Below are 25,050 nucleotides of genomic sequence, written 5' to 3' on the forward strand. Positions count from 1 at the left end.
CACGTTCTCTGCGAGGATGAGATGGACGGCAACGCCGCCGTCGCTCTCCGCCACCAGCGGAGCGCGGTGGGGGCCGTCACTCCCAGGCGGGGTCTTTGATCACGCCTACGACCCGCGCGGCAACCTCACCCTGGCCAGGCGCGGCACACCATTGGTCGAGCCGCGCGGACGGGTGACACCCACCGTGGGCGCAGAGATGAATTGGGAGACACGGATGGCGAACGGCGAAAGCGAAGTCGGGGCTGACGCACCGGCCGGCGGTTTCGTTCAACTGCTCACGCCTGACGGTGAGCGCGTCGACAGCGTCACCACGGCGGAGGGCGTGACCTACTCGGTCAGCTTCACCGACGAGGAGTACCGGGCGCTCTACAAGGATCTGGTGACCGTCCGCCGCCTCGACGCCGAGGCGACCGCCCTGCAGCGGCAGGGTGAGCTCGGCATCTGGGCGAGCCTGCTGGGACAGGAAGCCGCCCAGGTCGGTTCCGGGCGGGCGATGCGCGCCCAGGACATGGCGTTCCCGACCTACCGCGAACACGGTGTGCTGTACACCCGCGGGATCGACCCGATCATGCCGTTCGGCCTGTTCCGTGGCGTCGATCAGGGCGGCTGGGACCCGAACAAGTACAAGTTCAACAGCTACACCATCGTGATCGGCGCCCAGACGCTGCACGCCACCGGATACGCCATGGGCGTGACCATGGACGGCCGCACCGGCTCCCCCGACGGCGAGGCTGTCATCGCCTACTTCGGCGACGGCGCGACCAGCCAGGGCGAGGTCAACGAGGCGTTCGTGTGGGCCGGCGTGTTCAACGCCCCGATGGTCTTCTTCTGCCAGAACAATCAGTACGCGATCTCCGAGCCGCTCGAGCGCCAGACGCGCATCCCGCTCTACCGCCGGGCTGCGGGCTACGGCTTCCCGGGGGTACGGATCGACGGCAACGATGTGCTCGCCAGTTTCGCGGTCACCCGGGCGGCACTGGACAGCGCGCGGGGCGGCGAGGGCCCGACGCTGATCGAGGCCTACACGTACCGGATGGGCGCGCACACCAGCTCGGACGACCCGACGCGGTACCGGATCGCCAGCGAGGTCGAGTCCTGGAAGGCCAAGGACCCGATCAGCCGCCTCAAGGCTTTCCTCACGAAGCAGCAGGTCGCCGACGATACGTTCTTCGGACAGGTCGACGATGATGCCGGTCGGCTCGCCCTGAGCCTGCGCGAGCAGGTCCTCGCGATGCCCGACCCGCAACCGGTCACCATGTTCGACAACGTCTACCCCAACGGCTCGCCGCTCGTCGACGCGCAGCGCGAGAAGTTCACCGCCTACGAAGCCTCGTTCGAGGGGAGCACCCACTGATGTCCGAAACGCTCACTCTCGGCAAGGCCCTGAACCATGGTCTGCGGCGCGCGCTGGAGAACGACCCCAAGGTCGTGATCATGGGCGAGGACGTCGGCAAGCTCGGCGGGGTCTTCCGGATCACCGACGGCCTGCAGAAGGACTTCGGCGAGAACCGGGTCATCGACACCCCGCTGGCCGAGGCCGGCATCATCGGCACCGCGGTCGGCCTCGCCATCCGCGGTTACCGGCCGGTCTGCGAGATCCAGTTCGACGGGTTCGTGTTCCCGGCCTACAACCAGATCGTCTCCCAGGTCGCGAAGATGTACTACCGCTCCCTGGGCAACGTGCGGCTGCCGATCGTCATCCGGATCCCGTACGGCGGCGGCATCGGCGCGGTCGAGCACCACTCCGAGTCGCCCGAGGCGTACTTCTCGCACACCCCCGGCCTCAAGGTCGTGACGTGCTCCAACCCCGCCGACGCGTACGCGATGATCCAGCAGTCGATCGACTCCGACGACCCGATCGTCTTCTTCGAGCCCAAGCGCCGCTACTGGGAGAAGGGTGCGGTCGACCTGTCCCTGGCGGCTCAGGACGCGTACCCGCTGCATGCCTCCCGGGTCGCCCGCGAGGGCAACGACGTCACCCTGATCGCCTACGGTCCGATGGTCCGGGTCGCGCTCGACGCGGCGGAGGCGGCGGCCGAGGACGGCCGTCAGATCGAGGTCATCGACCTGCGCACGCTGTCACCGCTCGACCTGGACCCGGTCTACACCTCGGTCCGCCGCACCGGCCGGGCCGTGGTCGTGCACGAGGCCCCCGGCAACCTCGGCCTGGGCGCGGAGATCGCCGCCCGGATCACCGAGGAGTGCTTCTACTCGCTCGAGGCGCCGGTGCTGCGCGTGACCGGCTACGACGTGCCCTACCCGGCCGCCCGCGTCGAGGAGGAGTACCTCCCCGACCTGGACCGGGTGCTCGACGCCGTCGACCGTTCGTTCGGATGGTGAACCCGATGTCCCGGATCAAAGATTTCAACCTGCCCGACCTGGGCGAAGGCCTCACCGAGGGCGAGATCCTCACCTGGTTGGTCAGCGTTGGCGACACGATCGAGCTCAACCAGCCGATCGTCGAGGTCGAGACTGCGAAGGCCGCCGTCGAGATCCCGGCCAAGTGGGGCGGCGTGGTCGCGAAGATCCACGTCGAGGCCGGCGTGACGGTCGAGGTGGGCGCGCCCATCGTCTCGATCGACACGGACCCCTCAGCCGGGCCGATCCCGTCCGCCGAATCCCTGGCGGCGGTGCAGGTCGCGCCGGCCGAGGGCATGGTCGAGCCCGGCCTGATCGGTGGTCCGGCGCCGGGCGGCCGCACCGCCGTGCTGGTCGGTTACGGCCCGAAAACCGTCACTGCCAAACGACGACCCCGCAGCGGTACGACGGCAGCGCCCGTTCCCGCACCAGCTTCAACCCCCGCCGCACCCTCCGCTTTCGCTCCGGCCCCGACCCCCGCAGCGCCCTCCGCCCTCACCCCGACGGCGTCCTCCGCGACCGCCGCTCCACATGTCGGTTTTACCGCTTTTATCAGGCCAGAAGGTCGGTCGGGCCCGGTGCTGGCCAAGCCGCCGGTCCGCAAGCTCGCCAAGGACCTCGGCATCGACCTGTTCACGCTGACCGGCTCGGGCCCGCTCGGCTCGGTCACGCGCGACGACGTCCTCGCCGCCGCCACCCCCGTCACCTCCGCCCCCGTCACCCTCACCCCCGTTGCGGCGCCGGTTGCGGTCGACGGGAACCGGGAGCGGCGGATCCCGATCAAGGGCGTCCGCAAGCTCACCGCCGAGAACATGGTCGCCTCGGCATTCACCGCACCGCACGTCACGGAGTTCCTGACCGTGGACGTGACCCGGTCGATGAAGTCACTGGAGCGGCTGAAGGCGCGGCCCGAGTTCCGGGACGTCCGGCTGTCGCCGCTGCTGTTCGTCGCGAAGGCGGTCCTGCTCGCGATCCAGCGGCACCCGATGGTCAACTCGACCTGGTCCGGCGCGACCAACGAGATCGTGGTCAAGGACTACGTCAACCTGGGCATCGCGGCGGCGACCGAACGCGGTCTGATCGTGCCGAACGTCAAGGACGCGGGCCGGCTGACCCTGCGCGAGCTGGCCGAGGCTCTGAACCATCTCGTGCAGGTCGCGAAATCCGGCAAGACGCCCCCCGCGGACATGTCGGCCGGAACGTTCTCGATCTCCAACGTCGGCGTCTTCGGCATCGACACCGGGACCCCGATCCTCCCGCCGGGCGAGACCGCGATCCTGGCGTTCGGTGTCATCCGGCCGACGCCGTGGGTGCACAAGGGGAAGATCAAGATCCGCCAGGTGACCACCCTGGGCCTCTCGTTCGACCACCGCATCGTCGACGGCGAACTGGGCTCCCGGTTCCTCCGCGACATCGGCCGGTTCCTCGAGGATCCGGAAGGCGCGCTGCTGTCCTGGACCTGACATTCAATCGGCAGGCAGATGACCAACTTAAGATTCTTAGGCAAGTAAGCAGCGTCACCCTCTGAATCGATGGCGGCCCGTGTTGCGGCGAGGTTAAATAGACCCAGAGCCGAAACACGGGCCACATCCAACAAGGCCAACGAGGGCCAGGGGGAGAGCACCACAATGAGCACCATCGAGCGCATCCGCAGCCGCCGTCTCGCGAAGCGCGATGCCCGCGCCATCGAGCGCGCCATGGCGTCGGCGCCCACCCAGTCCATGCGGAACGAGATCGCGATCTTCGCCCAGCAGCGGGTCTACTGAGTCGTCCACGCTCCGGATCGGACGGTCCCACCGACCGCCGTATTTCACGCAGAGCGACGACTCGTCTACCCATAGTCCTACCGGCCGCGTCTTCTGATCATTAATGATCGACGCGGCACGCAGAGGCCCCGACCGGTGCACAGGTCGGGGCCTCTCTCCATACGGGACCACCTAAAAAGCCTATTTCGGCCGTGGAAGGCCCACATTTGTAGGCATTTGTCCAACGTGTGCATGATCACTTTCGGTGCTTTCAGGGCACGTCGCCCACTCCGGACGGCGTACACCGGGATTCCTCCGCCGGGCAACGCCCGGTACGGTTGGGCACGGTCATCTGCCCCGGCTCGGCCGGCCGGGGTAACTGACCGGGGTCACGCCCAGCTCTGCAAGGTCGGCCGCGTCCGTGCATAGTTGGCACGGCCGACAGTCATGGAGGAGGCGGATATGACGTCCGATGGCCAGCACGCCGGCCGGCAGCCGGGGGCCACGTCGGGCCGCGGAGCCGAGCCACTCGGCACCGACGCCTTCCCGCCGGGCACCTTCCCTCCGGACCCCTTCACCCCGGACGACTACCCACCCGACGCGTTCCCGCCCCAGGCGGACGGTCGAGCGGCCCCGTCCTACCCCCACGCCCAGGACTCGATCCCGAGCGCCTACGCCCCGCCCCCGTACGCGACCCCCAACGGCGGCTCGCCGTTCGTGGTCCCCGCGGTGCCGCCGGCAGGCCCGGGCGCAGCCGCGGCTCCCGGTCCGGCCCCGGAATACGGCACGCCTTCCGCCGCCAGCTCAGGCTCCGGATTCGGCCAGGTCCCGGCAGCCGACCCCACCGCCGCCTCAGCCGCTGCTCATGGTGCAGCGCCTGCCGCCGGTTCGGCTTCAGCCGCCGGATCCGCCTCCGTGCCGCCCGGTTTCGGGTCGCCTTTCGGCCCCGGTTCGGGATCTGCGAACTCCGGCAATTCCGGCTCAGCGTCCGTGAGCCCGGCATTCCGGGACCCGGCTTCGCTCAGCCCGTCGCAGAACGGCCCGACTTCCGGCAGCCCGAACTCTGGCGACCCGAACTCCGGCAGTTCACTCCCCGGCGGCTTGTTCTCCGGCGTCCCGCTGCCCAGCGGTTCAGCTTCCGGCGGCTCAGCTTCCGGCGGTTCAGCGCCGGCCAACCCGGGTCCGGCTTTCGGCCCGGGTGCGGCCCAGTTCGGCACCTCGGACGCCGGCCGGTTCGGTTCTTCCGACGCGGGCCAGTTCGGTTCTTCGGGTTCGGCCCGCGTTCCCGCCCCCGAGGCGCCGGCGCTGGGCTCCGCTCGTTCTCAGCCCTACCCTCCTCCGGTCGGCGGCTACGCCTCGGCCTCGGGTGGTTCGCCCTCCTCCTCGGGCGGCTTCCCACAGACTTCGGACGCGTCCCCGCAATCGTCCAGCGGCTTCCCCCGAACACCAGGTGCGTCATTGCAGTCCTCCGGCAGCTTCCCCCAGAGCTCTGGCACCGCCGAACCCGCGCGCGGTGAGGCCCCCTCGGACGGACCGCCCGCCTGGGCCCCGTCTCCTCCGCAGGTGGACCCGAACAACCCCACCCCGTTCCGCCAGGCGAACGGTGACCAGCTCCCGCAGCGCAACCCCGGTATCGCCGGTGGTCCGCTGGCCGGTCCGGTCGGCGAGTTCAACGGTTTCACGCCGAACCGAGGTGCCGCACCCGCGGCCACGCCGGCTCCCGCACCGGCTCCTCCGGAGCTGCCCCGCCGCTCCCCGGGCGAAGGTCGTGCCCCGTTCGAACGCGGCACCGGGACCGGCGACGACGCCTCGGCCAGCCCGTTCGGCGCGCCCGCGGCGGGCTCGTTCGGTGCACCGTCCGCCGGCGGCTTCGGCGCGCCCGGCGGCCCGGTCTCGTTCGACAACCCCGCGCTCGGCTCCGGCCCGTCGTTCGGCAACGCCGACGCCCCGGGTACGCCCGCCGATCGCGCGCCGGGCGTCTCCGCCTTCGGTGAACAGCGCATCCGCGTGCCCGGAGCCACCCTCACCGGTCTCCCGGACAGCCCGCCGTCCCGCTCCCAGGAGTCCGGCGGCTTCCCCGTGCGCGGCGACGCCCCGCAGGGTGCCAGTTTCCCGTTGCGTGGCAGCTCTTCCGCGGACAACGGCAGCTTCCCCGGCCTGCGCGCCGAGGCCGCGGCCCAGTTCGCCAACGCGAACCAGGAATCACCGTTCCCGGCACCGTCCGATGCGGACTCCCCCTTCGCCCCGAGCCCGTCCTTCGGCGCGAACCCGTCGGCCCCGGGCGCACCGTTCGACCAGAACCCGCCCTTCGGCGCAAGCCCGTCGACCCCGGGCACGTCCTTCGGTTCGGCCCCGTCGGCTCCAGGCGCGTCCTTCGGTTCGGCCCCGGCAACCCCGGGCGCCGACTCGCCGTTCACCCCCGGCTCCGGCTCCGACAGCGACTCGTCGTTCGGCCGGGCTCCGGGCGCCGACTCGTCCTACGGTTCCGCCGAGCCCTTCGGCCGGGCGGACAACGGTGACGACAACGCGAACGGATACCCGCAGCGGGTCCCCGGTGCCGCCCTCAGCACCGGCGGCGCCCCCGTCGTAGCCGAGCAGCGCGCCGCCGTGGTCCCGCAGCCACGCGACCCCGCCGAGCAGAGCGATGCCGCCCCGGACGCCGCCGCTCCCGCCACGGGAACGGCTCGCCCGGTCTCCGCCAGCGCCTCCGTGCCGGTGGCCAGCCGGGTGGCCCCGCCGTCCGACGCGGAAGAGGTTCCTCCGCCGTCGGCGGCACCCCAGTCCCGGGTCTACGGCCGTCCCGCCCAGGACGAACCGGCCCCCCAGAACGACCACCAGGACAGCGGAGCGTTCGGCACCGCGCCCACCTCGGGTGCTTTCGGCCAACCGGACGACCGCGAGTCCTTCCCGGCCGACAACCACGGCGGTTTCGGCCAGAACCAGAACCAGGACAGCGGTTTCGGCCAGGCCGGCGGCAGCGACAGCTTCGGTCAGGCCGGGAGCCATGACGGCGTCGGTCAGGCTGACAGCGGCTTCGGCTCGGCTCAGCAGGACGAACGCGAAGGCTTCGCCGCAGAGGAGCAGCCGGACCGTTTCGGTGCGCCCGCGAACCGTTCCGGCACCTACGGAACCCCGAGCACCGGCACTCCGGAGCCCGCCCCGGCACCGACCTCGGGCGCCTACGGTGGTCCCGCGGAGCGTCCCGCCGGCCGGGCGACCGCCAGTGCCCGCGTCTCGCCGCCCGGACAGCCGTTCGCACCGGGTTCGCCGGCTTCCGCGTCCACGTCGGGCCAGCCCGCGGCGCCCGAGGCCTTCGGCGGGGCACCGGCGCCCGGCGACGGCTTCCCGCCGAGCGCACCCACTTCGGGATACGGCCAGGGCCAGCAGGCCGCTCCCGGTTTCGGCCAGGGCCACCAGCCGTCCAATTTCGGCCACACGAAGGAGCCGGAAGGATTCGGCTCGGGCCAGCAGTCGGGCGGATTCGGCTCGAGTCAGGCGTCGGGCGGATTCGGCCAGGGGCAGGAGTCAGGCGGATTCGGCCCGGGGCAGGGCTTCCCGCCCAGCGCGCCGACGTCCGGCAACGGCTTCCCGCCCAGCGCACCCACGTCGGGACACGGCTTCCCGCCGAGCGCGCCCATCTCAGGGCATGGCTTCGCGTCCAGTGCGCCCACCTCCGGGCAGGCTTTCCCGGCCGCGGCGCCCGCGTCGGGGCAGCCGGATCCCTCGGCGTTCAGCGAGTACACCTCGGACCTCAGCGGTCGTGGGTATGCCGGCCAGCCGGGCCAGCCCGCTCCGGTTCCGGGCAACCCGGCGAGCCGCACGATGCCGCCGGACTACAGCGAGCACACCACCGACGTCTCCGGCCGCAGCCAGAACTCGCCGTACGTGCCCGCGCCCGCGTTGCCGGTCATGCCGCCGCAGACCGACGGTTTCCCGCAGCCGAACGATTCGACCCAGATGTTCCCCGAGGCGAACCAGCCGTTCGGGCAGCGGCCCGGGGCCAACTCGCCGTTCGGCGGGCTCGGGAACCGTGCCACGGTGACGCCGCCGGACCCGGATGCGACGGCCAGCTGGCCGGGCAGTGACGGGCCGGGCAGTGTGGAGGGGGACCAGGACCGGTTCAACTCGTTCAAGCCGGAGACCTCCGGCTCGGTGACCGAGGTGCACAAGCCCGAGACCCCGCACGTACGGATGTTGCCGGTGCTTCTGGGTGTCATCCTCGGTGCCGGTCTGCTGGTCGGCCTGACCTTCGGCATCACCTGGCTGATCGCCCGGGGTTCCGACGACGGCGCGTTCTCCGTCACCACGGGTGACTGCGTGAAGCAGGAGGGCGGCAAGGCCGTCACCGCCGGCTGCGCGGACGCCGGGTCGTTCGAGGTGACCGCGATCGTGGACAGCAAGGAGAAGTGCCCGGACGCGAACCAGCCGTACGTGCTGAACCCGACCGGCAACAGCACGAACCAGGTCCTCTGCCTCAAGCCCCGGACCTGATCCGCCCGGACCGGGGAGGCGTCCGTCACCCCGGTCCGCCGGTGCACCGATCGTCGGGCACGATGGTCGTCATGAACGCACGTGTACGGGCTCCCGAGTTCCGGGCTCGAGGGTGGTTGAACACCGGTGGCCGGGAACTGAAGCTGGCCGACGTCCGGGGCAAGATCTTGATCTTGGACTTTTGGACTTTCTGCTGTATCAACTGCCTGCATGTGCTGGATGAGTTGCGCCCGCTGGAGGAGAAGTACGGCGACGTGCTCGTTGTCATTGGGGTGCACTCGCCGAAGTTCGAGCATGAGCGTGATCCCGCCGCCCTGGCCGCCGCCGTCGAGCGGTACGGCGTTCACCATCCGGTGCTGGACGATGCTGACATGGTCATGTGGCAGCAGCACGCCGCCAAGGCCTGGCCCACTCTCAGCGTGGTCGATCCCGAGGGCTATGTCGTCGCCTCGATGGCCGGTGAGGGGCACGCCGAGGGGCTGATCCGGCTGCTCGACGAGCTGATCGCCACCCATGAGGCCAAGGGCACGTTGCGTCGCGGCGACGGTCCCTATGTCGCGCCGGACGCGGACCAGACCGTGCTTCGCTTCCCCGGCAAGGCTATCGAGCTGCCCGGGGGCAACCTGCTGGTCTCCGATTCGGCCCGGCATTCGCTGGCCGAGCTTACCCCCGACGGCGAGACTCTGGTACGCCGTATCGGCAGCGGCGAGCGCGGCCGGGTCGATGGTCCCGGGGCGGTGGCGAGCTTCTCGGAGCCGCAGGGACTGTGCCTGCTGCCCGACGGCCGGACCGTGGTGGTCGCCGACACCGTCAACCATCTGTTGCGTGGTCTCGATCTGGAGTCCGGGGAGGTCAGCACGCTGGCCGGCACCGGGCGGCCGTGGCGGTCGGCGGACGACGACGGGGTTTCCCTGTCCTCGCCGTGGGACGTGGCGTGGTTCGACGGCAGAGTCATCATCGCGATGGCCGGCATCCATCAGCTGTGGTGGTTCGATCCCGCCACGGGCACCACGGGTGTCTACGCCGGCACGACCGTGGAGTCGTTGCGGGACGGGCCGATCCCTGATGTGTGGATGGCGCAGCCGAGCGGGCTCTCCGCGTACGGTGATCGGCTCTGGATCGCGGACAGTGAGACGTCGGCGCTGCGCTGGATCGAGGACGGCGAGTTGCACACGGCCGTCGGTCAGGGTCTTTTCGATTTCGGTCATGTTGATGGCGCCGCGAAGCAGGCGCTGTTGCAGCATCCGCTGGGTGTCGCGGCGCTGCCGGACGGTTCGGTGCTGGTCGCGGACACCTACAACGGTGCGGTGCGGCGTTTCGATCCGGCGACCGATGAGGTGTCGACGGTCGATTCCGGTCTGGCGGAGCCGAGTGATGTCCTCGTGACGGCCGCCGGCGAGGTGTTCGTGGTGGAGTCGGGGGCGCATCGGCTGGTCCGGTTGGCGCCGGGGGCGGTGCGCACGGTCGAGGGTGCGCGGCATCGCACCGAGCGCCCGGCGTCGCCGCTGGCTCCGGGTGAGGTGACCCTGGATGTGGTGTTCACGCCGCCGCCGGGGCAGAAGCTGGACACCACGTACGGTCCGTCGACGCGTCTGGTCGTGTCGGCCGCGCCGCCGGAGTTGTTGCTGGAGGGCGAGGGTACGGGCACCGATCTGTCGCGCCGGCTGGTGCTCAATCCGGCTGTCACGAAGGGTGTGCTGCAGGTGGTGGCACAGGCGGCGACGTGTGACGCGGACGTCGAGCATGCGGCGTGCCATCTGACCCGTCAGGACTGGGGTGTCCCGATCGTCATCGATCCGTCCGCTCCGGCCCGTTTGCCTTTGATCTTGCGGGGTTTGGACGGGTGAGCCCTTCACTCAAGGGTGTTAGCTCCACTTGTTAGCGCCCACAGGTGCCGTAGCCTGGTTCACGTGACGACCGAAACCCCGTTGAAGCCCGCCGATTTTGGCAAGCCGCGTCTGCGGGGCCGGTTGCATCAGTACGCGTTCTACGTCGCGCTCGTCTGCGGGACGGTGCTCTGTTCGATCGCCACTACTCGTCCGGGGATGGCGCCGTTCCTGAGCTGCCTGGTCTACAGCCTGACCGTGCTCGGACTGTTCGGCATCAGTGCGCTGTATCACCGTCGGACCTGGTCCGAGCGGGGCTACCAGATCATGCGCCGGCTGGACCACTCGATGATCTTCATTTTCATCGCGGGGACGTACACGCCGTTCTGTGTGCTGTTGATGAGCACCCGGAAGGCGACGATCACGCTGTCGCTGATCTGGGCCGCGGCGCTGGTCGGGGTGGCGCTCAAGAGTGTGTGGCCGCATCTGCCCCGCTGGGTGGGTGCGCCGCTGTATCTGGCGCTGGGCTGGGGCGCGGTGGCGATCCTGCCGGACATCCTGCACGAGGGTGGTGTCACGGCGCTGGTGCTGCTGGCGGCCGGTGGCGTGATCTACAGCGTCGGTGCGGTCTTCTACGCGATGCGCCGGCCGAACCCGTGGCCGACGGTTTTCGGGCATCACGAGTTCTTCCACGCGTGCACGCTGATCGCGGCGTTGTGTCACCACGTGGCGATCTACTTCTCGCTGTACGCCTGATCGCGCCCGCGGGCCGGCTTCAGGAACGCGCGTCGTAGGATTCGCGGGCGTCGAGGACGTCGCCGATGTGGGTCTCGGCCCAGTCCTTGAGGGCGTCGCAGAGGCCGAGCAGGCTGCGGCCGAGCGTGGTGAGCGCGTAGTCGACGCGGGGTGGCACGACCGCGTGGACCGTGCGGGTGACCAGGCCGTCGCGTTCGAGACCGCGCAGGGTCTGGGTGAGCATTTTCGGGCTGACGCCGGCGATGCGCTGGGCGAGCTCGGTGTAGCGCAGCGAGCCGTCCTTGAGTGAGGCCACGATCAGCACGCTCCAGGCGTCGCCGATCCGGTCGAGCACCTGCCGGCTGGGGCAGTTCTTCACGTACACATCCGCTTCCACCTGCACACTATCCCTCAGGTGAGTACTGCACTTCAAGGTGCTCACTCTCTATCGGGAAGTGATGTTTGAGCTGCCAGGTTGTGGAATACGGTGGTCATCCGGCCGCCGTCGGCAGCATCAAGGGAGAACCGTCATGACCATCGTCGTCACCGGAGCCACCGGACACCTCGGCCGCATCGCGATCGAGTCGCTGCTGAGCCGGGGCGTACCCGCGGGTGACATCGTGGCCGTCGGCCGCAGCGTCGAGAAGATCAAGGACCTGGCCGACCGTGGTGTTGTCGTCAAGAAGGCCTCGTACGACGAGCCGGAGTCGCTGCGGGCCGCGTTCGCCGGCGCCGACAAGCTGCTCTTCGTCTCCGCCAGCGACCCGGGCCAGCGCATCACGCAGCACCTGAACATCATCGAGGCGGCCAGGACGGCCGGGGTCAGCAAGATCGTGTACACGAGCGCGCCGCACGCCGCGACCACGGACATGCTCCTGGCGGCCGACCACCGGGCCACCGAGGAAGCCCTCACCGCGTCCGGCATCCCGTCGGTCTTCCTGCGCAACAGCTGGTACCTCGAGAACTACGACCTCGGCAACGCGATCGAGCACGGCCTGTTCGGTGCCGCCGGCGACGGCAGGATCAGCATCGCGCCGCGGGCCGATTACGCCGAGGCCGCCGCTGCCGCGATCTTCGCCGACGGCATCGACCAGCAGGTGTACGAACTGGGCGGCGAAGGCGTCACCCTGGCCGAGCTGGCGTCCCTGATCAGTGAGGCGTCGGGCCGCGCGGTCACCTACACCGACCTGACCCCGGAGAAGCTCGAGGAATTCCTCGTCGGCGTGGGCCTGCCGCAGGGGTTCGCCGCGGTGCTCGCCGACGTGGACCGCGCGGCGGTCAACGGCGCGCTGTTCAGCGGCACCGCGGACCTGGAGAAGCTGCTGGGCCGCCCGGTGACCCCGCTCGCCGGCGCCATCCGCGCGGCGCTCGCCTGATCACGCAGAAATGCGGGGGCCGCCTCGGCGACCCCCGCATTCCCCAACTCATGCGCCGTAGGACGGCGGCGGCGGGGGCTGACGCCGCGTGGTCTCACGGTATTCCTGAACGACCTCACCGTCGTTGCGGTAGACCGGCTCCTCGCGAACGACCTCACGCTGCTGGACAACCGGCGCGACCGGGGCTGCCGGGCGACGACGGCTGTTCCAGAAGTAGAGCGTGAGGGCCAGGCCGACCAGGCCGGCCAGCATCAGCACGTATCCGACGACATTGATGTCGAGACCGCTGATGGTGGCGTTGACAGCGAACGCGAGGATCGCGCCTAACGCTAGTAGGAAAATGCTTCCGCCGATGCCCATGGTGGACCTCCCTGGCTCGTGGCTGCCGCACCGAGCCGCGGCAATACGTCGATACGTGTGTCTACCCACACGATCGAAAGCTCAATCAGGCAAGCTGGTCCCATGACCGCGCGAACCCTCGTCCTGCTCCGCCACGCGAAGGCGGAGACCCCCGGTGATCTGCTGGACTTCGACCGTCAGCTGACTGACGGAGGCCGCGCCGACGCGGACGCGGCCGGGGCCTGGCTGGCGGACGAGCGGCTGCATCCGCGGCTGGTGATCTGCTCGGCGGCGGTCCGGACCCGGCAGACCTGGCAGGGTGTCTCGGTCGCGCTGGCCCAGGCGGCGCCGGAGGGCGGGTCGCCGGAGGTCCACTATGAGCAGGGGCTTTACGCCGGTGGGCGCACCGAGGTCATCGACCTGCTGCGGGCAGTGCCGGACACCGTACGTACCGTGTTGATCGTCGGGCACAACCCGACCGTGTCCGATGTGTCCATCCTGCTGAACCCGGACGCCGGGACGAGGTTCACCGAGGGCATGAAGACGTCGGGGATCGCCGTGCACCGCACCGAAGGGCTGTGGTCAGACACCGAGCCCGGGTCGATGCCGCTCATCAAGGCGCACACCGCTCGCGGCTGAGCCTCCGCCGGGGCGGACGGAGGGCTCAGCCGCGGGCGACCGTGGGGTCAGAAAGCTTCTTCGGCCAGGTCCATCACGTCGAGCGTGGTGTTCTCGATGATCCGGCGGTCGGAACCGATCCGGGGCAGGACCTCGCGGGCGAAGAACCGGGCCGCCGCGACCTTGCCCTCGTAGAAGGACTTGTCGGCGGCGCCGAGCTCGGTGCCGAGCTGCTTGAGCGCGACCTCGGCGCCGCGTAGCAGCAGCCAGGAGACGACCACGTCACCGAGCGCCAGCAGGACCCGGCGGGAGGTGAGGCCGACCTTGTAGAGCTCGCGGGTGTCGCCGCCCTGGGCCGCCTGCAGCCAGCCCATCTGGATGGCGAGGATGCCCTGGAGCTCGCCGAGCGCCCGGCCCAGCGACAGCCGCTCGACCTTGAGCTGACCGTTGCCGGCCTCGCTCTCGATGAACTCCTGCATCTCGGTGGCGATGACGGCCAGCGACGCGCCCTGGTCCTTCACGATCTTGCGGAAGATCAGGTCGAGGCTCTGGATCGCGGTGGTGCCCTCGTACAGGGTGTCGATCTTGGCGTCCCGGACGTACTGCTCGAGCGGGTAGTCCTGCAGGAAGCCGGAGCCACCGAACGTCTGCAGCGACTCGTGACCGAGCATCTCGTACGCCCGCTCCGAGCCCACGCCCTTGACCAGCGGGAGCAGCAGGTCGTTGACCCGGCTCGCGGCCTTCGCGGCCTGGACGTCACCGGCGGCCTCGGCGATCGCCACCTTGTCCTGCCAGGTCGCGGTGTAGATGACCAGCGAACGCAGACCCTCGGAGTACGCCTTCTGCAGCATCAGCGAGCGGCGCACGTCGGGGTGGTGGGTGATCGTGACGCGGGGCGCGGCCTTGTTGGAGTTCTCCGTGAGGTCGGCGCCCTGGACGCGGTTCTTCGCGTACTCCAGCGCGTTCTGGTAGCCCGTCGACAGGGTCGCGATCGCCTTCGTGCCGACCATCATCCGGGCGTACTCGATGATCATGAACATCTGCCGGATGCCCTGGTGCACGTCGCCGAGCAGCCAGCCCTTCGCCGGAGCGCCGTGCTCACCGAACGTCATCTCGCAGGTGTTGGAGACCTTCAGGCCCATCTTGTGCTCGACGTTCGTCGCGTAGACGCCGTTGCGCTCGCCCAGCTCCCCGGTCTCCGGGTCGAAGTGGAACTTCGGCACGATGAACAGCGACAGGCCCTTGGTGCCGGGGCCGCCGACGCCCTCGACGCCCACCGGGCGCGCGAGCACATAGTGGATGATGTTGTCGCTGAGGTCGTGCTCACCCGAGGTGATGAAGCGCTTGACGCCCTCGATGTGCCACGAGCCGTCCTCCTGCGCGACGGCCCGGGCGCGGCCGGCGCCGACGTCGGAGCCGGCGTCCGGCTCGGTCAGCACCATCGTCGAGCCCCACTGCTTGTCGACGAAGAGCTTGGCCCACTTCTTCTGCTCCTCGGTGCCCTCGACCTCGACGACGTGCGCAAAGGAGGGACCGGAGGAGTACATCCAGACCGGGGCGTTGGCGCCCAGGACCTGCTCGGCGATGGCCCACCACAGCACTCGCGGGGCGAGGGTGCCGCCGAGGCTCTCGGGCAGGTCGAGGCGCCAGAACTCGGACGCCATGAACGTCGCGTACGACTTCTTGAACGACTCGGGCAGGTCGGCGGTGTGCTTCACCGGGTCGAAGCGCGGCGGGTTGCGGTCGGCGTCGGTGTAGCTCGCCGCCAGGTCCTCCCGGGCCAGCCGGTTGACCTCGGCGAGCACGTCGCGGGCCGTCTCCACGTCGATGCCGTCGAACGGCGCCTGGCCGAACGCCCGCTCCGCGCCGAACACCTCGAAAAGGTTGAACTCGAGGTCACGCAGATTGCTCTTGTAGTGAGTCATGTGTTCTGGCCCCGCTCTCCGCGCTGAGAATCCGCACGCCCGAGTTACTCGTCAGTAACCAACACTGTATTACCGCGATGTAAGGGTCGACAAGTCACGGCCGATCATTCGTTGTCCGTCGCCTCGGGGCTCAAACTGCTCCGATCGGATGGGACCCAGGACCACCGTTCGGACATTTGCAAGCCGCCGCGCCGCGAGGTCGTATCGATGCGCTCGACGGCTCGTTTGTCCGTGTGTACGCGCAGGACGTACGCAGACTTGGGGAGGTCAGCATGTTTGCCACGATCAAGAACCTGATTCCGGAACCTCGCCAAGCGGACCAGCCGCGCCACTACGTGGGACGCCACCGGCTGACGGAAACCATCACCGCCCGGGCCACCGTGCCCGCACCGGCCGCACCGCCGGCCGCCGAGTCGATCCCGGCAACGGCGCCGGATTCATCCTCGGTGCCGGATTTCGCAGCCCGGCCGAGCGCGCCGCCGCTGCTCACCCTCGTGCCGGCCGCCGACGACGACGCCGAGGAGCCGGTCGCCCGGGCCGGCTGAGCCGGTCAGCTGCCGGCCGCGCCGACTTCCCAGCTCGGCATCGGTACGGCCGGGCCGCCGTCCGGCCCGGCGTACTCGAGCAGCACGAGCGCGATGTCGTCCTCGAGCCGGCCGTGCACCCAGTCGACGAGAGCGGTCTCCAACGACGCCAGACCGTCACCGACGGTGCCGTGCCCGAGCAACCGCCACGCCCGGTCCGTGGTCGGGAAGAACTCGCCGTCCCGGCGAGCCTCGCCCAGCCCGTCGGTGAAGAGCAGCAGCCGGTCCCCAGGCTCCAGCCGCTCGACCCGGGGCCGGGCCACCGGCATGAAGCCCAGCGGAGGTGCGGGCGACGGCGGCTCCAGCGAGATCACCTGACCCCGGCGCAGCAGCAGCGGTGCCGGATGTCCACAGTTCACGATGGTCAGCGTGCCGCCGCGCTCCTCGACCAGGGCGGCGGTCACGAAGTCCTCGTCGCCGACACTGCGGGCCACGGCCCGGTCCAGATCGGTCACGATCGCGCGCAGATCGGCCCGCTCGTACGCCACGTGCCGGTACGAACCCAGCACGATGCTGGCCAGGCGTACCGCGTCGAGGCCCTTGCCCCGTACGTCACCGATGATGATCCGCACGCCGTACGGCGTGTCCAGGGCCTCGTAGAGATCGCCGCCGATGTCCGCGGCGGTGGACGCCGAGATGTAGCGGCCGGCCACCGCCATCGAGCCGACCTGCGGTCCCAGCGGGCGCAACACGGCCTGCTGGGCCACCGCGGCCAGCCGGAACAGCTCGCCGATCCGGTTGTCCTGCCGCTCCCGGATCCGGGCGACGGCCACCGCGGCACCGGTGGCCAGCAGCACGCCGGCCAGGTCGATCATGACCGCCGGGCCGACACCCTGGGTGATGGCGACCAGACCCACGGCTACGACCGTTGCGGACAGTCCCATCACGAGCACAAGCTGCCAGTACGCGAACACGGCGGCCAGGAACGGCACGATCGCGAACAGCCCCACAAAGGTCAGCCGGTCGTCGTTCACCAGCGACAGACCGGTCACGGCGACGAGCAGCACGAGGGCCGCGCCGAGTCCGGCACGGAATCCTGGGGTGAGCGGGCCACGGCCCGCCGGCGATGTAGGCATGGGTACGCCGAACAGCATGCCTGATGAACTCGACCGCCTGCATCAAGTTGACCCCTTGTCCGATCGGGTTCTGCCCGGTCGGTGAGTCCGGCACCTGACTCCGGTGACACGATGATCGAGTGGCAGCCGACCTCCGAGCCCTGTTGACGAGCACGTTCCGCTGGACCGAGCCGGAGCCGGGCAGCGGGCTGCTCGTCAGCGATCGATCCGGATGGTGGCGAGACACACACATCCTGCAAGGCCTCGGCCCGGGCCTCGCCGGCCTCTTCCCCGGCACCCGGCCGACCGTCGTCGTCTCCCCGGAGGTCACCGGGTTCCTGGTCGGACCGCTCGTGGCGGCCGCGCTCGGCGCCGGCTTCGTGGAGGCGTACCGGCTGGGCGCCCGCCGCCCGATCGCCGAACCCATGACCTGGATCGACGTCCCGGCGGACCACCGCGGCGACACCCAGCACCTGGGCCTGCGGACCCGTTTGATCGGTACGGCAGACCGCGTCCTCGTCGTCGACGACTGGGCGGTCACCGGGGCACAGACCCGAGCGGTGACCAGCCTCGTCCACAGTCTCGGCGCGACCGTGGTCGGCACCGCGGTGATCGTGGACGAGTGCCCACCCGAGATCGCCGCCGAACTCGGCATCCGCGGCCTGCTCACCGGCGCCGACCTGCCGGATTAGACGACCGGCGGCTTCCAGCCGACCAGGGCGCCGCGGGTCGGCTTCCAGCTCGTCGCCTGATATTCGGCCAGGCCCCGCAGCACGTACGGGTCCTGCGCGATCAGCTCCGCGGCCTCCGCGGCGGAATCCACCCCGAGCAGGATCACCCCGCCGACCGCCGGGTCCTGCCGCCCCGCCGACACGACGAGGCCACGCTGCTCCAGCCCGGCGATGAACGCCAGGTGGTCCTCCCGGGCGGCGTCCACTTCGTCCAGCGGAGCGAGATAGGTCGAGATCATCAGATACATGACGGTCCTTCCGGGCGAGTCGGCTGCGGCAATCGTACGATCGGATCCATGGACAGCTTCGGACGCTACGGCCTCTGGATCAGCAACCGGGACTGGCCCGGCGCGCCGGGCGAGATCGCCTCGGCCGCGGCGGAGATCGAGCGGCTCGGCTTCGGCACGGTCTGGATCGGCGGCAGCCCACCCGACGACCTCGCGCTCCCCGAGGCGATCCTCGCCGCGACCTCCCGCCTCGTCGTCGGCACCAGCATCGTGGACATCTGGCGTAGCGACCCGGCGACCCTCTCGGCCAGTTTCGCCCGCCTCGGCGACCGGTTCTTCCTCGGCCTCGGCATGGGCCACGCACCCTCGACCGAGGCGACCGGCCAGCAATACGTCCGCCCGCTGAGCAAGCTGCGTACATTTCTCGGTGACCTGCACGGCGTACCGGAGGAACGACGTCTCCTGGCAGCACTCGGACCGAAGGCTCTGGCCCTGGCCGGGTCGCAGGCCGGCGGAGCCCTGCCCTATCTCGTCCCGCCGGCGCACACCGCCGACGCCCGGCAGATCCTCGGCCCGGACCGCCTGCTCATCCCGGAACAGAAGATCTTCCTGGGCAGCGACCCGGTGGTGGCCCGGGCCGCCGGCCGCCGCGGCACGGCGATCTATCTCAACCTGCCGAACTACACCAGAAACCTGCTCCGGTACGGCCTGAGCGCCGACGATTTCACCGGCGACGGCAGTGACCGCTGGGTGGACACCCTGGTCGCGTGGGGTGACAACGCGACCGTCCACGAACGGGTGTCAGCCCATTTCAAGGCCGGCGCCGACCACGTAGCGCTCCAGGTGCTCTCCGCGACGCCCACCCCGGGAAAGCTCCCACTCGCAGAGATCCGGGCCGCCGCCGAGCTGTTCCTCTAGCTCGTCGGCCACGTGCGGAAGTTCTGGTGGCTGCGGCTCGGCGTCGGGCCACGCTGGCCCTGATATCGCGAGCCGTAGACCGCCGAACCGTACGGGTGCTCGGCCGGGCTGGACAGCCGGAAAATGCACAGCTGACCGATCTTCATCCCGGGCCACAGCTTGATCGGCAGGTTGGCCACGTTGGACAGCTCCAGCGTCACGTGCCCCGAGAACCCCGGGTCGATGAAGCCCGCCGTCGAGTGGGTCAGCAGACCCAGCCGCCCCAGGCTGCTCTTGCCCTCGAGCCGCCCGGCGAGCTGATCGCCCAGCGTGATCACCTCGAGCGTCGAGGCCAGCACGAACTCCCCCGGATGCAGCACGAACGGCTCGCCGTCGGCGGTCTCCACCTGAGCGGTCAGGTCATCCTGCTGCTCAGCGGGGTCGATGTGGGTGTACAGGTGGTTGTTGAACACCCGGAAGAAGCGATCCAGCCGCACGTCGACGCTGGACGGCTGCATCAGCTCCGGCGCGAAGGGCTCGATGCCGAGGGAACCCGACTTGATCTCGGAGACCAGGTCACGGTCGGAGAGCAGCATCGGCCCACCATACCGATCACCCTTTCACCCCAGTTCGAGTGGGCAAGTCGAACACATGTTCGATAGACTCCCCCCATGGCTTCCTGGTCCGAATTCGCCACCGCCGAGCCCGAGCTCGCCTCGGCCATCCGCGCTCTGCTCCAGCAGTACGGCCCCGGCATGGGCTACCTGGCAACCGTGCGCCCCGACGGCGGCCCACGCGTCCACCCGGTCTCCCCGGTCATCACCGACCAGGGCCTCTACTGCTTCGTCGTGGAGTCGGCAAAACGCCGTGACCTGGAACGCGACGGCCGCTTCGCCCTCCACTCCTACCCACCGGAGGAGAGCGACGACGAGGCCTACCTCACCGGCCACGCCCGCCCGGTGACCGACCAGCCCACCATCACCCACCTGTCCGACACCCTCCGAGCCTCCCCGGCCGTCGACTGGCGCCTCTTCGAACTCACGATCGAAACAGCCATGCTCCGCCGCCACGGCCCAGCCGGAGCCCTCCCCTTGGCCATGAGCCTCCGCTTCCCCCCGATCACCCTCACGTGGCACGCCCCCACGCCGTCCACGTCCCCCACACCCCGCCCCGCCACCTCGACAACCACGGTCTCCCTGGTGACCCCCACCCGCCCCCGCAACACCGCACCCCTGCTCCAGGCCCCCACCACAAAACCGGCCACCCCCACCGGCCCCCACGCAGAACAGCCGGCAAACACCCCACGATTCGCCACCACCCGCACCTGACCCCACCGGAGCCGCCGGCCGGGCCCGCGACCTGCGAAAGCGGGGCGCTGCCAGGCCCGGAGGGAGCTGGGCAGCGCCACCCCCGGCCGGCAACCACCCCCACCCGCCGCCGCCACAACGCCCGACAATCGGGTATGGTGGTGGCCGCTGCGGGTGTAGTTCAATGGCAGAACATCAGCTTCCCAAGCTGACAGCGCGGGTTCGATTCCCGTCACCCGCTCAAAGTCGGGGTCCCCTTGTCTGCATACTGCGCAGACCTGGGGACTTTTCGCATTCCGCGATGGGGGCCGAGCCCCCAAACCCCCACGGTGCGGTGGTTGCGGTGCGCGGGGCCGGGTGCAGCCTTCGAGCACGCTCTCCTCAGCACCCCACACCCACACACCCACACCCTGCGCCCGCGTTCCGCCTAGCGTCCCCGCCACGCCCGGTGCTCGCGTCTTGCCTTCTGCCCCGTCCGTGCAGTCCCTATCCCGCGCCGTGCCACGCGATGACCACGCTCGCCAGTAACGGCCGACGAGCACATCGCGCCAGCATCGCGTCCACGCCCTCACCCTGCGTCCTCACGCCTCGACGCCCCCGCCAGGCACGCCCCCGCCAGGCACGGCCCCGCCAGGCACGGCCCCGCCAGGCACGGCCCCGCCAGGCACGGCCCCGCCAGGCACGGCCCTGCCAGGCATGCCGTCGCCGGGCACGCCGTCGCCGGGCACGCCGTCGCCGGGCACTTACCCGCATCCTCGCCGCCTTCGCGGACTGTTGCGCGGCTGCGGCTGCGCCGCACCGTCACTTCACGTCCGGCGTTGTCGCATGGGCCATGACCTCACCGCCGGTGACGGCACCCTTTACGGTGACAAGGGCAGCGGCGACCCGTCCGCCAATCTCCTGGACGGCGGTGACGACACCACCGACCAGGGCGAACCCTGCTGGTCGACGGAGCTGGACCCGGTCGTGAGCTGCGAGCGTTCCGGGAGCTGAAGGTAGGTCAGGATGCTGGTGCGACGCGGTGGCGTGGGGGATGTCGCGGCGCATGCTGAGCTGCGCGGGGTCGGGCCGGACGAGTTTGCCGCGTACGCCGCCTGGGTCGCTGCCCACGTGGACACCCATCTGCCGTTCGTCGCCGAGGTGGACGGGTCGGTTGTGGGCGTCGCCTGGCTGCATGTCGCTGAGCGGGTGCCGGGCAGCCGGTCGATGGAACGGCGGTACGGCGACGTCCAGGCTGTGATGGTTCGCGAGGAGCACCGTGGTCAGGGCGTTGGTTCCGCGCTGATGGTTGCCCTTCTGGAGGCGGCCCGGGGCCTGGGCCTGCTGCACGTGACCGTCCACTCCGGCCGGCGTGCCGTCGACTTCTACCTGCGTAACGGCTTCGATCATCACCGCCGGCTCCTGCTGTGGGAACAGGGTGGTACGAGCATGGACCACTCGGCGGGGTGACGGCGCTAGCGTCGGGGGATGAGACGGAGTACCGATCCTGCGGTCGGTGAGCGGATTCGGGCTCGCCGGCTGCACCGGGGGTGGAGTATCCGGTTCGCCGCCAGCCGGGCCGGCATCTCGCATGCCACCTGGAGCCGGATCGAGCGGGGCCTGCAGGCGTCCGACAACCGGTTCATGCTGGCCGACATCGCCGGGGCGCTGGAGTGTGCCCCGGCGGATCTGGCCGGGATCGCGGTGCCGGCTCCGGACCGGGCCACCGCCGCCGCTCAGGGTGCCGTGCTGGGTCTGCGCCGGGCTCTGATCGACATCGACCTGACCGAGCCGCCGGCGGAGGGCCGGGAGGCCGTACCGGTGGTGGAGCTGGCACGCAGTGTCTCGCTGGCCGACGCCCTGCTCCAGGCCTGCGATTATGCCGGGGCCGCCCGCCTGCTCCCGGATCTGCTGCGTGACCTGCATACCGAGACCGCCGGCCCGGGTCATCGGGAGGCGCTGCGGCTGCTCTGCGACGCCACCCACATCGCTTGTACGGTGCTCCGGAATCTCGGGCACCCCGCCGATGCCTGGCTGGCCGCGGAGCGGTGCCGGGACGCGGCGGACGCGGCCGGTGACCCGGTGCTGAGAGGGCACGCCGCGTACGCGCTGTCCCGGGCGGCCACCGCCTGCGGGTCGTATCAGCGGGGGCAGACGATCGCCGAGCGGGCCATGGACGATCTGGACCGGGAGCTGGGGCGCCCGGGCGGCCCGGAGGTGCTCGGGTCGTTGCACCTGGTCGCCGCGCTGGCCAGCCGGTGCCGGCAGCGGCCCGAGGACAGCCGGGACTGGTTGACCCAGGCGGCCGAACTGGCGCGCCGCACCGGTGAGACCACCGCGATGGGGATGTTCTTCGGTCCCACCAACGTGGACATCTGGCGGATGAGCATCGAGGTCGACGACGGTGACCCGGCCCTGGTCGTGGACATCGCCCGGCGCACCGTCCCGGCGGCGATCCCGGCCGGGCTCCGGCAGGTCTTCTACTATGCCGACACCGCCCGGGCGCTGGCCCGGATAGGTGGACGGGACCGGGAGGCGATCCGTTTCCTGCTCACCGCGGAACGGATCGCCCCCCAGCACGTACGCACGTCGGCCGAGCTCGCGGCGACCACCCGGGTCATGCTCGACCGGAGCCGCCGTCAGGCGGGCGGCTCCGAACTACGCGGACTGTACGAACGGATGCGGCCCGGCTGAGGACAGCCCGGTCAGACGTACTTCTCGATGGAGTGCCCGGTGCGGGTGTCGCCACTGCTGCAGTAGACGGAGCTGCTGTACGTCTTCGCCGCGGCCCACACGCCGGTGTTCGAGTATGCGGCCCCGTTCGCGGCCCGGCGGCACTTCACGACCGGCCGGTGCTTGGTGGTGTCGCAGAAGGAGAGGGCACCGTAGCTGCCCGAGCCCGACGAATAGCAGTTGGCCGCCAGGGCCGGTGTCTGCACCCCGACGATGCCACCACTGAGGAAGATCCCGGCCAGGATGACGCGTGTTGCACTCCGCATACGTACCTCACAAGATTCGTGCGATCACAGAAAGTAGTGAAGCTAGCAGGATTGTCGATGCCCGTCGATCCCTTTAGCTGAGGCCTAAGCTGGGGCGGTGACCGACCGACCTGATCCCCGCCTGCGCGAGCTCGGGCTGTTGCGGCGGGTCCGAGATCGGATCGACCGGGATTACGCGCAGCCCCTGGACGTGGAGGCGCTGGCCCGGGGCGTCCATCTGTCGGCCGGTCATCTGAGCCGGGAGTTCCGGGCCGCTTACGGCGAGTCCCCGTACAGCTATCTGATGACCCGGCGGATCGAGCGGGCCATGACGCTGCTGCGGCGCGGTGACCTGTCGGTCACCGACGTCTGTTTCGCGGTGGGGTGTTCGTCGCTGGGCACGTTCAGCACCCGGTTCCGGGAGCTGGTCGGGATGTCACCGAGCGCCTACCGCCGGGTGGCCGCCGGGGACGCCGCGGGCATCCCGGGTTGTGTCGCGAAACAGGTCATGCGACCGGTCAGGAATCGAGAAGCCACCGCCGCCCGGGGCAACTAGCGTGACCAGTATGAACTTCACCATTCACCAGACGTTCCTGTCCGTCGACGACCCGGAGAAGGCGCTCGGTTTCTATCGGGACGCGCTGGGCTTCGAGGTGCGCAACGACGTGGCGTACGGCGGCATGCGCTGGATCACCGTCGGCCCGCCCGGCCAGCCGGACATGTCGATCGTGCTCGAGCCGCCGGCCCTGGACCCGGGCCTCAACGACGACGAGCGGCGCACGATCGCCGAGCTGATGGCCAAGGGCAGCTACGCACGGATCGTGCTGGCCACCCCGGATCTGGACGCGACGTTCGAGAAGGTGCAGGGCACCGGCGCCGACGTCGTCCAGGAACCGACCGATCAGCCGTACGGAATCCGGGATTGCGCCTTCCGTGACCCGGCCGGCAACCTGGTCCGGATCAACCAGGTCAGCCGATCGTGAGGAACACGTTGTCGATCTGACCGGCGAACTGGTCGTTGCCCCGGTTCGCGCCCTTGCCGCCGACCCGCAGCGGTTCCGCATTCGCGATCGACAGGTCGCTGGGCACCGGCACCGACGCGCGTTGCACGCCGTCGACGGCCAGGACAAGATCGCTTTCGGTACGGTCACACGTCACCTCGTGCCATGCCCCGTCAGCGACGTCGAGCCGCGGTTCGGCCCGGTAGATCCGGGCCGGCCCGGCGATCACGCAGCTCGGGTGCCCCTGTTCGTGGTCGACCTGGAGCTTGAACTGGCTGCCGCCACCGACCGAGTACCCCTTCTGGAACACGTTGGCGCCGTCGGCGAGGTCGTCGTGGTCCATGCGGATCGACGCCCCGTACCGCAGCGGCCGGGTGCCGGGGTTGAGGTTGTCGTCGCGGACGCCTTCGAGGATCGCGCGGGGGCAGTCGTCCTCCCGGGGCAGCAGGCAACGGTCCGGGTATTCCACGGCCAGGCCGGTGTCCTGCGGGACGAGGCTGAGCGTGCCCCCGTTCTCCCCGTAGGCGCGCAGTTCGTTGCCGCCCCGCTCGTCGGTGATCGGCCGGGCGGTCCCGCCGTCGAACGTGTATCGGAGGCTGACCGGCCCACCGGCGACACCGACGTCGCCGGACGGGGATGCCGCGGCCGTGGCGTCGGCGTTGGCGATCATCCCGGGCGACGCCAAAGGTTCGGTGACCGGATTGAGCCGGGGCGCCGCGTCACTGCGCTGGGCGAAGTGCGCGACCGCGACCACGCCGGTGCCGACGGCGACGGTGGCCACCAGCGCTCCCAGCGAGCCGAACAAGAACCGACGTTTGACCACCATGCGGCCCATTGTCCGAAAAACCGCCGAGCCGAAACCGCTCGCACACCCCGAA

26 protein-coding genes and 1 tRNA gene are annotated in these 25,050 nt (G+C 70.2%); 19 read left to right on the forward strand and 8 right to left on the reverse strand.

The genetic code is table 11. The annotated features are described in order from the left end of the window. The first annotated feature begins 214 nt into the window (after positions 1-214). The 7 genes from pdhA (at position 215) to ACIA6A_RS28040 (ending at position 11,176) form a co-directional block, all read left to right on the forward strand. On the forward strand, positions 215-1,354 hold the full coding sequence (gene pdhA / locus ACIA6A_RS28010; protein ID WP_396100866.1) for a pyruvate dehydrogenase (acetyl-transferring) E1 component subunit alpha: 1,140 nt from the start codon (positions 215-217) through the stop codon (positions 1,352-1,354). Further along, positions 1,351-2,340, forward strand: coding sequence for an alpha-ketoacid dehydrogenase subunit beta (locus tag ACIA6A_RS28015; RefSeq protein ID WP_396101152.1), 990 nt, complete (start codon positions 1,351-1,353; stop codon positions 2,338-2,340). Before pdhA ends, ACIA6A_RS28015 begins: the two co-directional genes overlap by 4 nt. After that, a complete protein-coding gene (locus ACIA6A_RS28020; protein WP_396101153.1) occupies positions 2,337-3,821 on the forward strand; it encodes a dihydrolipoamide acetyltransferase family protein in 1,485 nt (494 codons plus the stop codon). Before ACIA6A_RS28015 ends, ACIA6A_RS28020 begins: the two co-directional genes overlap by 4 nt. Positions 3,822-3,986: 165 nt before the next feature. Continuing rightward, the gene (locus tag ACIA6A_RS28025) at positions 3,987-4,124 is read left to right on the forward strand and encodes a hypothetical protein (RefSeq protein ID WP_396100867.1); all 138 of its coding nucleotides are present in this window, start codon (positions 3,987-3,989) and stop codon (positions 4,122-4,124) included. 1,542 nt (positions 4,125-5,666) lie between these two features. Continuing rightward, positions 5,667-8,594 (forward strand): hypothetical protein, encoded by a 2,928-nt coding sequence (locus ACIA6A_RS28030; protein WP_396100868.1) that lies wholly within the window; start codon positions 5,667-5,669, stop codon positions 8,592-8,594. A 71-nt stretch (positions 8,595-8,665) separates the two neighbouring features. Beyond that, positions 8,666-10,441 (forward strand): NHL domain-containing thioredoxin family protein, encoded by a 1,776-nt coding sequence (locus tag ACIA6A_RS28035; RefSeq protein WP_396101154.1) that lies wholly within the window; start codon positions 8,666-8,668, stop codon positions 10,439-10,441. A 63-nt stretch (positions 10,442-10,504) separates the two neighbouring features. Next, the gene (locus tag ACIA6A_RS28040) at positions 10,505-11,176 is read left to right on the forward strand and encodes a hemolysin III family protein (RefSeq protein WP_396100869.1); all 672 of its coding nucleotides are present in this window, start codon (positions 10,505-10,507) and stop codon (positions 11,174-11,176) included. 19 nt (positions 11,177-11,195) lie between these two features. On the opposite strand, the gene ACIA6A_RS28045 is transcribed toward ACIA6A_RS28040, so the two are convergent. Further along, positions 11,196-11,558 (reverse strand): winged helix-turn-helix transcriptional regulator, encoded by a 363-nt coding sequence (locus tag ACIA6A_RS28045; protein WP_396100870.1) that lies wholly within the window; start codon positions 11,556-11,558, stop codon positions 11,196-11,198. A gap of 127 nt (positions 11,559-11,685) precedes the next feature. On the opposite strand from ACIA6A_RS28045, the gene ACIA6A_RS28050 reads away from it, so the two are divergent. Continuing rightward, positions 11,686-12,531 (forward strand): SDR family oxidoreductase, encoded by an 846-nt coding sequence (locus ACIA6A_RS28050; protein ID WP_396100871.1) that lies wholly within the window; start codon positions 11,686-11,688, stop codon positions 12,529-12,531. A 48-nt stretch (positions 12,532-12,579) separates the two neighbouring features. Here the strand turns inward: ACIA6A_RS28050 and ACIA6A_RS28055 are convergent, their stop codons facing one another. Next, positions 12,580-12,891: a DUF6458 family protein gene (locus tag ACIA6A_RS28055; protein ID WP_396100872.1), complete on the reverse strand. Its 312-nt coding sequence runs from the start codon at positions 12,889-12,891 to the stop codon at positions 12,580-12,582. Positions 12,892-12,993: 102 nt separating this feature from the next. Here ACIA6A_RS28055 and ACIA6A_RS28060 point away from each other — a divergent pair, with 102 nt between their 5' ends. After that, the gene (locus ACIA6A_RS28060) at positions 12,994-13,509 is read left to right on the forward strand and encodes a SixA phosphatase family protein (protein ID WP_396100873.1); all 516 of its coding nucleotides are present in this window, start codon (positions 12,994-12,996) and stop codon (positions 13,507-13,509) included. Positions 13,510-13,556: 47 nt separating this feature from the next. On the opposite strand, the gene ACIA6A_RS28065 is transcribed toward ACIA6A_RS28060, so the two are convergent. Next, on the reverse strand, positions 13,557-15,413 hold the full coding sequence (locus tag ACIA6A_RS28065; protein WP_396100874.1) for an acyl-CoA dehydrogenase: 1,857 nt from the start codon (positions 15,411-15,413) through the stop codon (positions 13,557-13,559). 176 nt (positions 15,414-15,589) lie between these two features. Here ACIA6A_RS28065 and ACIA6A_RS28070 point away from each other — a divergent pair, with 176 nt between their 5' ends. Continuing rightward, positions 15,590-15,958 carry a hypothetical protein gene (locus ACIA6A_RS28070; RefSeq protein ID WP_396100876.1) on the forward strand — a complete coding sequence of 123 codons (369 nt, stop codon included), beginning with the start codon at positions 15,590-15,592 and terminating at the stop codon, positions 15,956-15,958. 5 nt (positions 15,959-15,963) lie between these two features. On the opposite strand, the gene ACIA6A_RS28075 is transcribed toward ACIA6A_RS28070, so the two are convergent. Continuing rightward, the gene (locus ACIA6A_RS28075) at positions 15,964-17,091 is read right to left on the reverse strand and encodes a PP2C family protein-serine/threonine phosphatase (protein ID WP_396100877.1); all 1,128 of its coding nucleotides are present in this window, start codon (positions 17,089-17,091) and stop codon (positions 15,964-15,966) included. A 101-nt stretch (positions 17,092-17,192) separates the two neighbouring features. On the opposite strand from ACIA6A_RS28075, the gene ACIA6A_RS28080 reads away from it, so the two are divergent. Further along, the gene (locus ACIA6A_RS28080) at positions 17,193-17,744 is read left to right on the forward strand and encodes a phosphoribosyltransferase (protein ID WP_396100878.1); all 552 of its coding nucleotides are present in this window, start codon (positions 17,193-17,195) and stop codon (positions 17,742-17,744) included. Here ACIA6A_RS28080 and ACIA6A_RS28085 read toward each other — a convergent pair. Beyond that, complete coding sequence (locus tag ACIA6A_RS28085; RefSeq protein ID WP_396100879.1) at positions 17,741-18,031, reverse strand: YciI family protein; 291 nt, start codon at positions 18,029-18,031, stop codon at positions 17,741-17,743. The two genes, ACIA6A_RS28080 and ACIA6A_RS28085, sit on opposite strands and share 4 nt — an antisense overlap. A 48-nt stretch (positions 18,032-18,079) precedes the next feature. On the opposite strand from ACIA6A_RS28085, the gene ACIA6A_RS28090 reads away from it, so the two are divergent. Next, complete coding sequence (locus tag ACIA6A_RS28090; RefSeq protein WP_396100880.1) at positions 18,080-18,928, forward strand: TIGR03620 family F420-dependent LLM class oxidoreductase; 849 nt, start codon at positions 18,080-18,082, stop codon at positions 18,926-18,928. Here the strand turns inward: ACIA6A_RS28090 and dcd are convergent. Continuing rightward, entirely contained in the window at positions 18,925-19,503 is a 579-nt protein-coding gene (dcd, locus tag ACIA6A_RS28095; RefSeq protein ID WP_396100881.1) for a dCTP deaminase, read from the reverse strand. The genes ACIA6A_RS28090 and dcd overlap by 4 nt on opposite strands. A 75-nt stretch (positions 19,504-19,578) precedes the next feature. Between dcd and ACIA6A_RS28100 the strand changes: the two genes are divergently transcribed. The 5 genes from ACIA6A_RS28100 to ACIA6A_RS28120 all read left to right on the forward strand — a co-directional run bounded on the left by ACIA6A_RS28100 (position 19,579) and on the right by ACIA6A_RS28120 (position 22,887). Next, positions 19,579-20,235, forward strand: a complete 657-nt coding sequence (locus ACIA6A_RS28100; RefSeq protein WP_396100882.1) for a pyridoxamine 5'-phosphate oxidase family protein — start codon at positions 19,579-19,581, stop codon at positions 20,233-20,235. A 149-nt stretch (positions 20,236-20,384) separates the two neighbouring features. Continuing rightward, positions 20,385-20,455 (forward strand) — tRNA-Gly (locus tag ACIA6A_RS28105). Between the two features lie 584 nt (positions 20,456-21,039). Continuing rightward, the gene (locus ACIA6A_RS28110; protein WP_396100883.1) at positions 21,040-21,207 is read left to right on the forward strand and encodes a hypothetical protein; all 168 of its coding nucleotides are present in this window, start codon (positions 21,040-21,042) and stop codon (positions 21,205-21,207) included. Positions 21,208-21,219: 12 nt separating this feature from the next. Then, positions 21,220-21,663 (forward strand): GNAT family N-acetyltransferase, encoded by a 444-nt coding sequence (locus ACIA6A_RS28115; protein ID WP_396100884.1) that lies wholly within the window; start codon positions 21,220-21,222, stop codon positions 21,661-21,663. Positions 21,664-21,681: 18 nt separating this feature from the next. Continuing rightward, complete coding sequence (locus tag ACIA6A_RS28120; RefSeq protein ID WP_396100885.1) at positions 21,682-22,887, forward strand: helix-turn-helix domain-containing protein; 1,206 nt, start codon at positions 21,682-21,684, stop codon at positions 22,885-22,887. Between the two features lie 11 nt (positions 22,888-22,898). On the opposite strand, the gene ACIA6A_RS28125 is transcribed toward ACIA6A_RS28120, so the two are convergent. Continuing rightward, the gene (locus ACIA6A_RS28125) at positions 22,899-23,192 is read right to left on the reverse strand and encodes a hypothetical protein (protein ID WP_396100886.1); all 294 of its coding nucleotides are present in this window, start codon (positions 23,190-23,192) and stop codon (positions 22,899-22,901) included. 97 nt (positions 23,193-23,289) lie between these two features. Between ACIA6A_RS28125 and ACIA6A_RS28130 the strand changes: the two genes are divergently transcribed. After that, entirely contained in the window at positions 23,290-23,727 is a 438-nt protein-coding gene (locus ACIA6A_RS28130; RefSeq protein WP_396100887.1) for a helix-turn-helix transcriptional regulator, read from the forward strand. 10 nt (positions 23,728-23,737) lie between these two features. Next, on the forward strand, positions 23,738-24,154 hold the full coding sequence (locus ACIA6A_RS28135; protein WP_396100888.1) for a VOC family protein: 417 nt from the start codon (positions 23,738-23,740) through the stop codon (positions 24,152-24,154). Here ACIA6A_RS28135 and ACIA6A_RS28140 read toward each other — a convergent pair. Further along, positions 24,141-24,998, reverse strand: a complete 858-nt coding sequence (locus tag ACIA6A_RS28140) for a LamG-like jellyroll fold domain-containing protein (protein ID WP_396100889.1) — start codon at positions 24,996-24,998, stop codon at positions 24,141-24,143. The two genes, ACIA6A_RS28135 and ACIA6A_RS28140, sit on opposite strands and share 14 nt — an antisense overlap. Between the last annotated feature and the right edge of the window lie 52 nt (positions 24,999-25,050).

Origin of the sequence: Actinoplanes sp. NPDC051494 (assembly GCF_044454705.1) — a bacterium.
In the GTDB taxonomy this organism is placed as follows: domain Bacteria; phylum Actinomycetota; class Actinomycetes; order Mycobacteriales; family Micromonosporaceae; genus Actinoplanes.

Bases quoted from the DNA above. Each gene is read 5' to 3' on its own strand.
- pdhA (WP_396100866.1), top strand. From the start codon at position 215: ATGGCGAACGGCGAAAGCGAAGTCGGGGCTGACGCACCGGCCGGCGGT.
- ACIA6A_RS28025 (WP_396100867.1), top strand. From the start codon at position 3,987: ATGAGCACCATCGAGCGCATCCGCAGCCGCCGTCTCGCGAAGCGCGAT.
- ACIA6A_RS28035 (WP_396101154.1), top strand. From the start codon at position 8,666: ATGAACGCACGTGTACGGGCTCCCGAGTTCCGGGCTCGAGGGTGGTTG.
- ACIA6A_RS28050 (WP_396100871.1), top strand. From the start codon at position 11,686: ATGACCATCGTCGTCACCGGAGCCACCGGACACCTCGGCCGCATCGCG.
- ACIA6A_RS28055 (WP_396100872.1), bottom strand. From the start codon at position 12,891: ATGGGCATCGGCGGAAGCATTTTCCTACTAGCGTTAGGCGCGATCCTC.
- ACIA6A_RS28060 (WP_396100873.1), top strand. From the start codon at position 12,994: ATGACCGCGCGAACCCTCGTCCTGCTCCGCCACGCGAAGGCGGAGACC.
- ACIA6A_RS28065 (WP_396100874.1), bottom strand. From the start codon at position 15,413: ATGACTCACTACAAGAGCAATCTGCGTGACCTCGAGTTCAACCTTTTC.
- ACIA6A_RS28075 (WP_396100877.1), bottom strand. From the start codon at position 17,091: ATGCTGTTCGGCGTACCCATGCCTACATCGCCGGCGGGCCGTGGCCCG.
- ACIA6A_RS28085 (WP_396100879.1), bottom strand. From the start codon at position 18,031: ATGTATCTGATGATCTCGACCTATCTCGCTCCGCTGGACGAAGTGGAC.
- ACIA6A_RS28090 (WP_396100880.1), top strand. From the start codon at position 18,080: ATGGACAGCTTCGGACGCTACGGCCTCTGGATCAGCAACCGGGACTGG.
- dcd (WP_396100881.1), bottom strand. From the start codon at position 19,503: ATGCTGCTCTCCGACCGTGACCTGGTCTCCGAGATCAAGTCGGGTTCC.
- ACIA6A_RS28100 (WP_396100882.1), top strand. From the start codon at position 19,579: ATGGCTTCCTGGTCCGAATTCGCCACCGCCGAGCCCGAGCTCGCCTCG.
- ACIA6A_RS28110 (WP_396100883.1), top strand. From the start codon at position 21,040: ATGGGCCATGACCTCACCGCCGGTGACGGCACCCTTTACGGTGACAAG.
- ACIA6A_RS28115 (WP_396100884.1), top strand. From the start codon at position 21,220: ATGCTGGTGCGACGCGGTGGCGTGGGGGATGTCGCGGCGCATGCTGAG.
- ACIA6A_RS28120 (WP_396100885.1), top strand. From the start codon at position 21,682: ATGAGACGGAGTACCGATCCTGCGGTCGGTGAGCGGATTCGGGCTCGC.
- ACIA6A_RS28125 (WP_396100886.1), bottom strand. From the start codon at position 23,192: ATGCGGAGTGCAACACGCGTCATCCTGGCCGGGATCTTCCTCAGTGGT.
- ACIA6A_RS28135 (WP_396100888.1), top strand. From the start codon at position 23,738: ATGAACTTCACCATTCACCAGACGTTCCTGTCCGTCGACGACCCGGAG.
- ACIA6A_RS28140 (WP_396100889.1), bottom strand. From the start codon at position 24,998: ATGGTGGTCAAACGTCGGTTCTTGTTCGGCTCGCTGGGAGCGCTGGTG.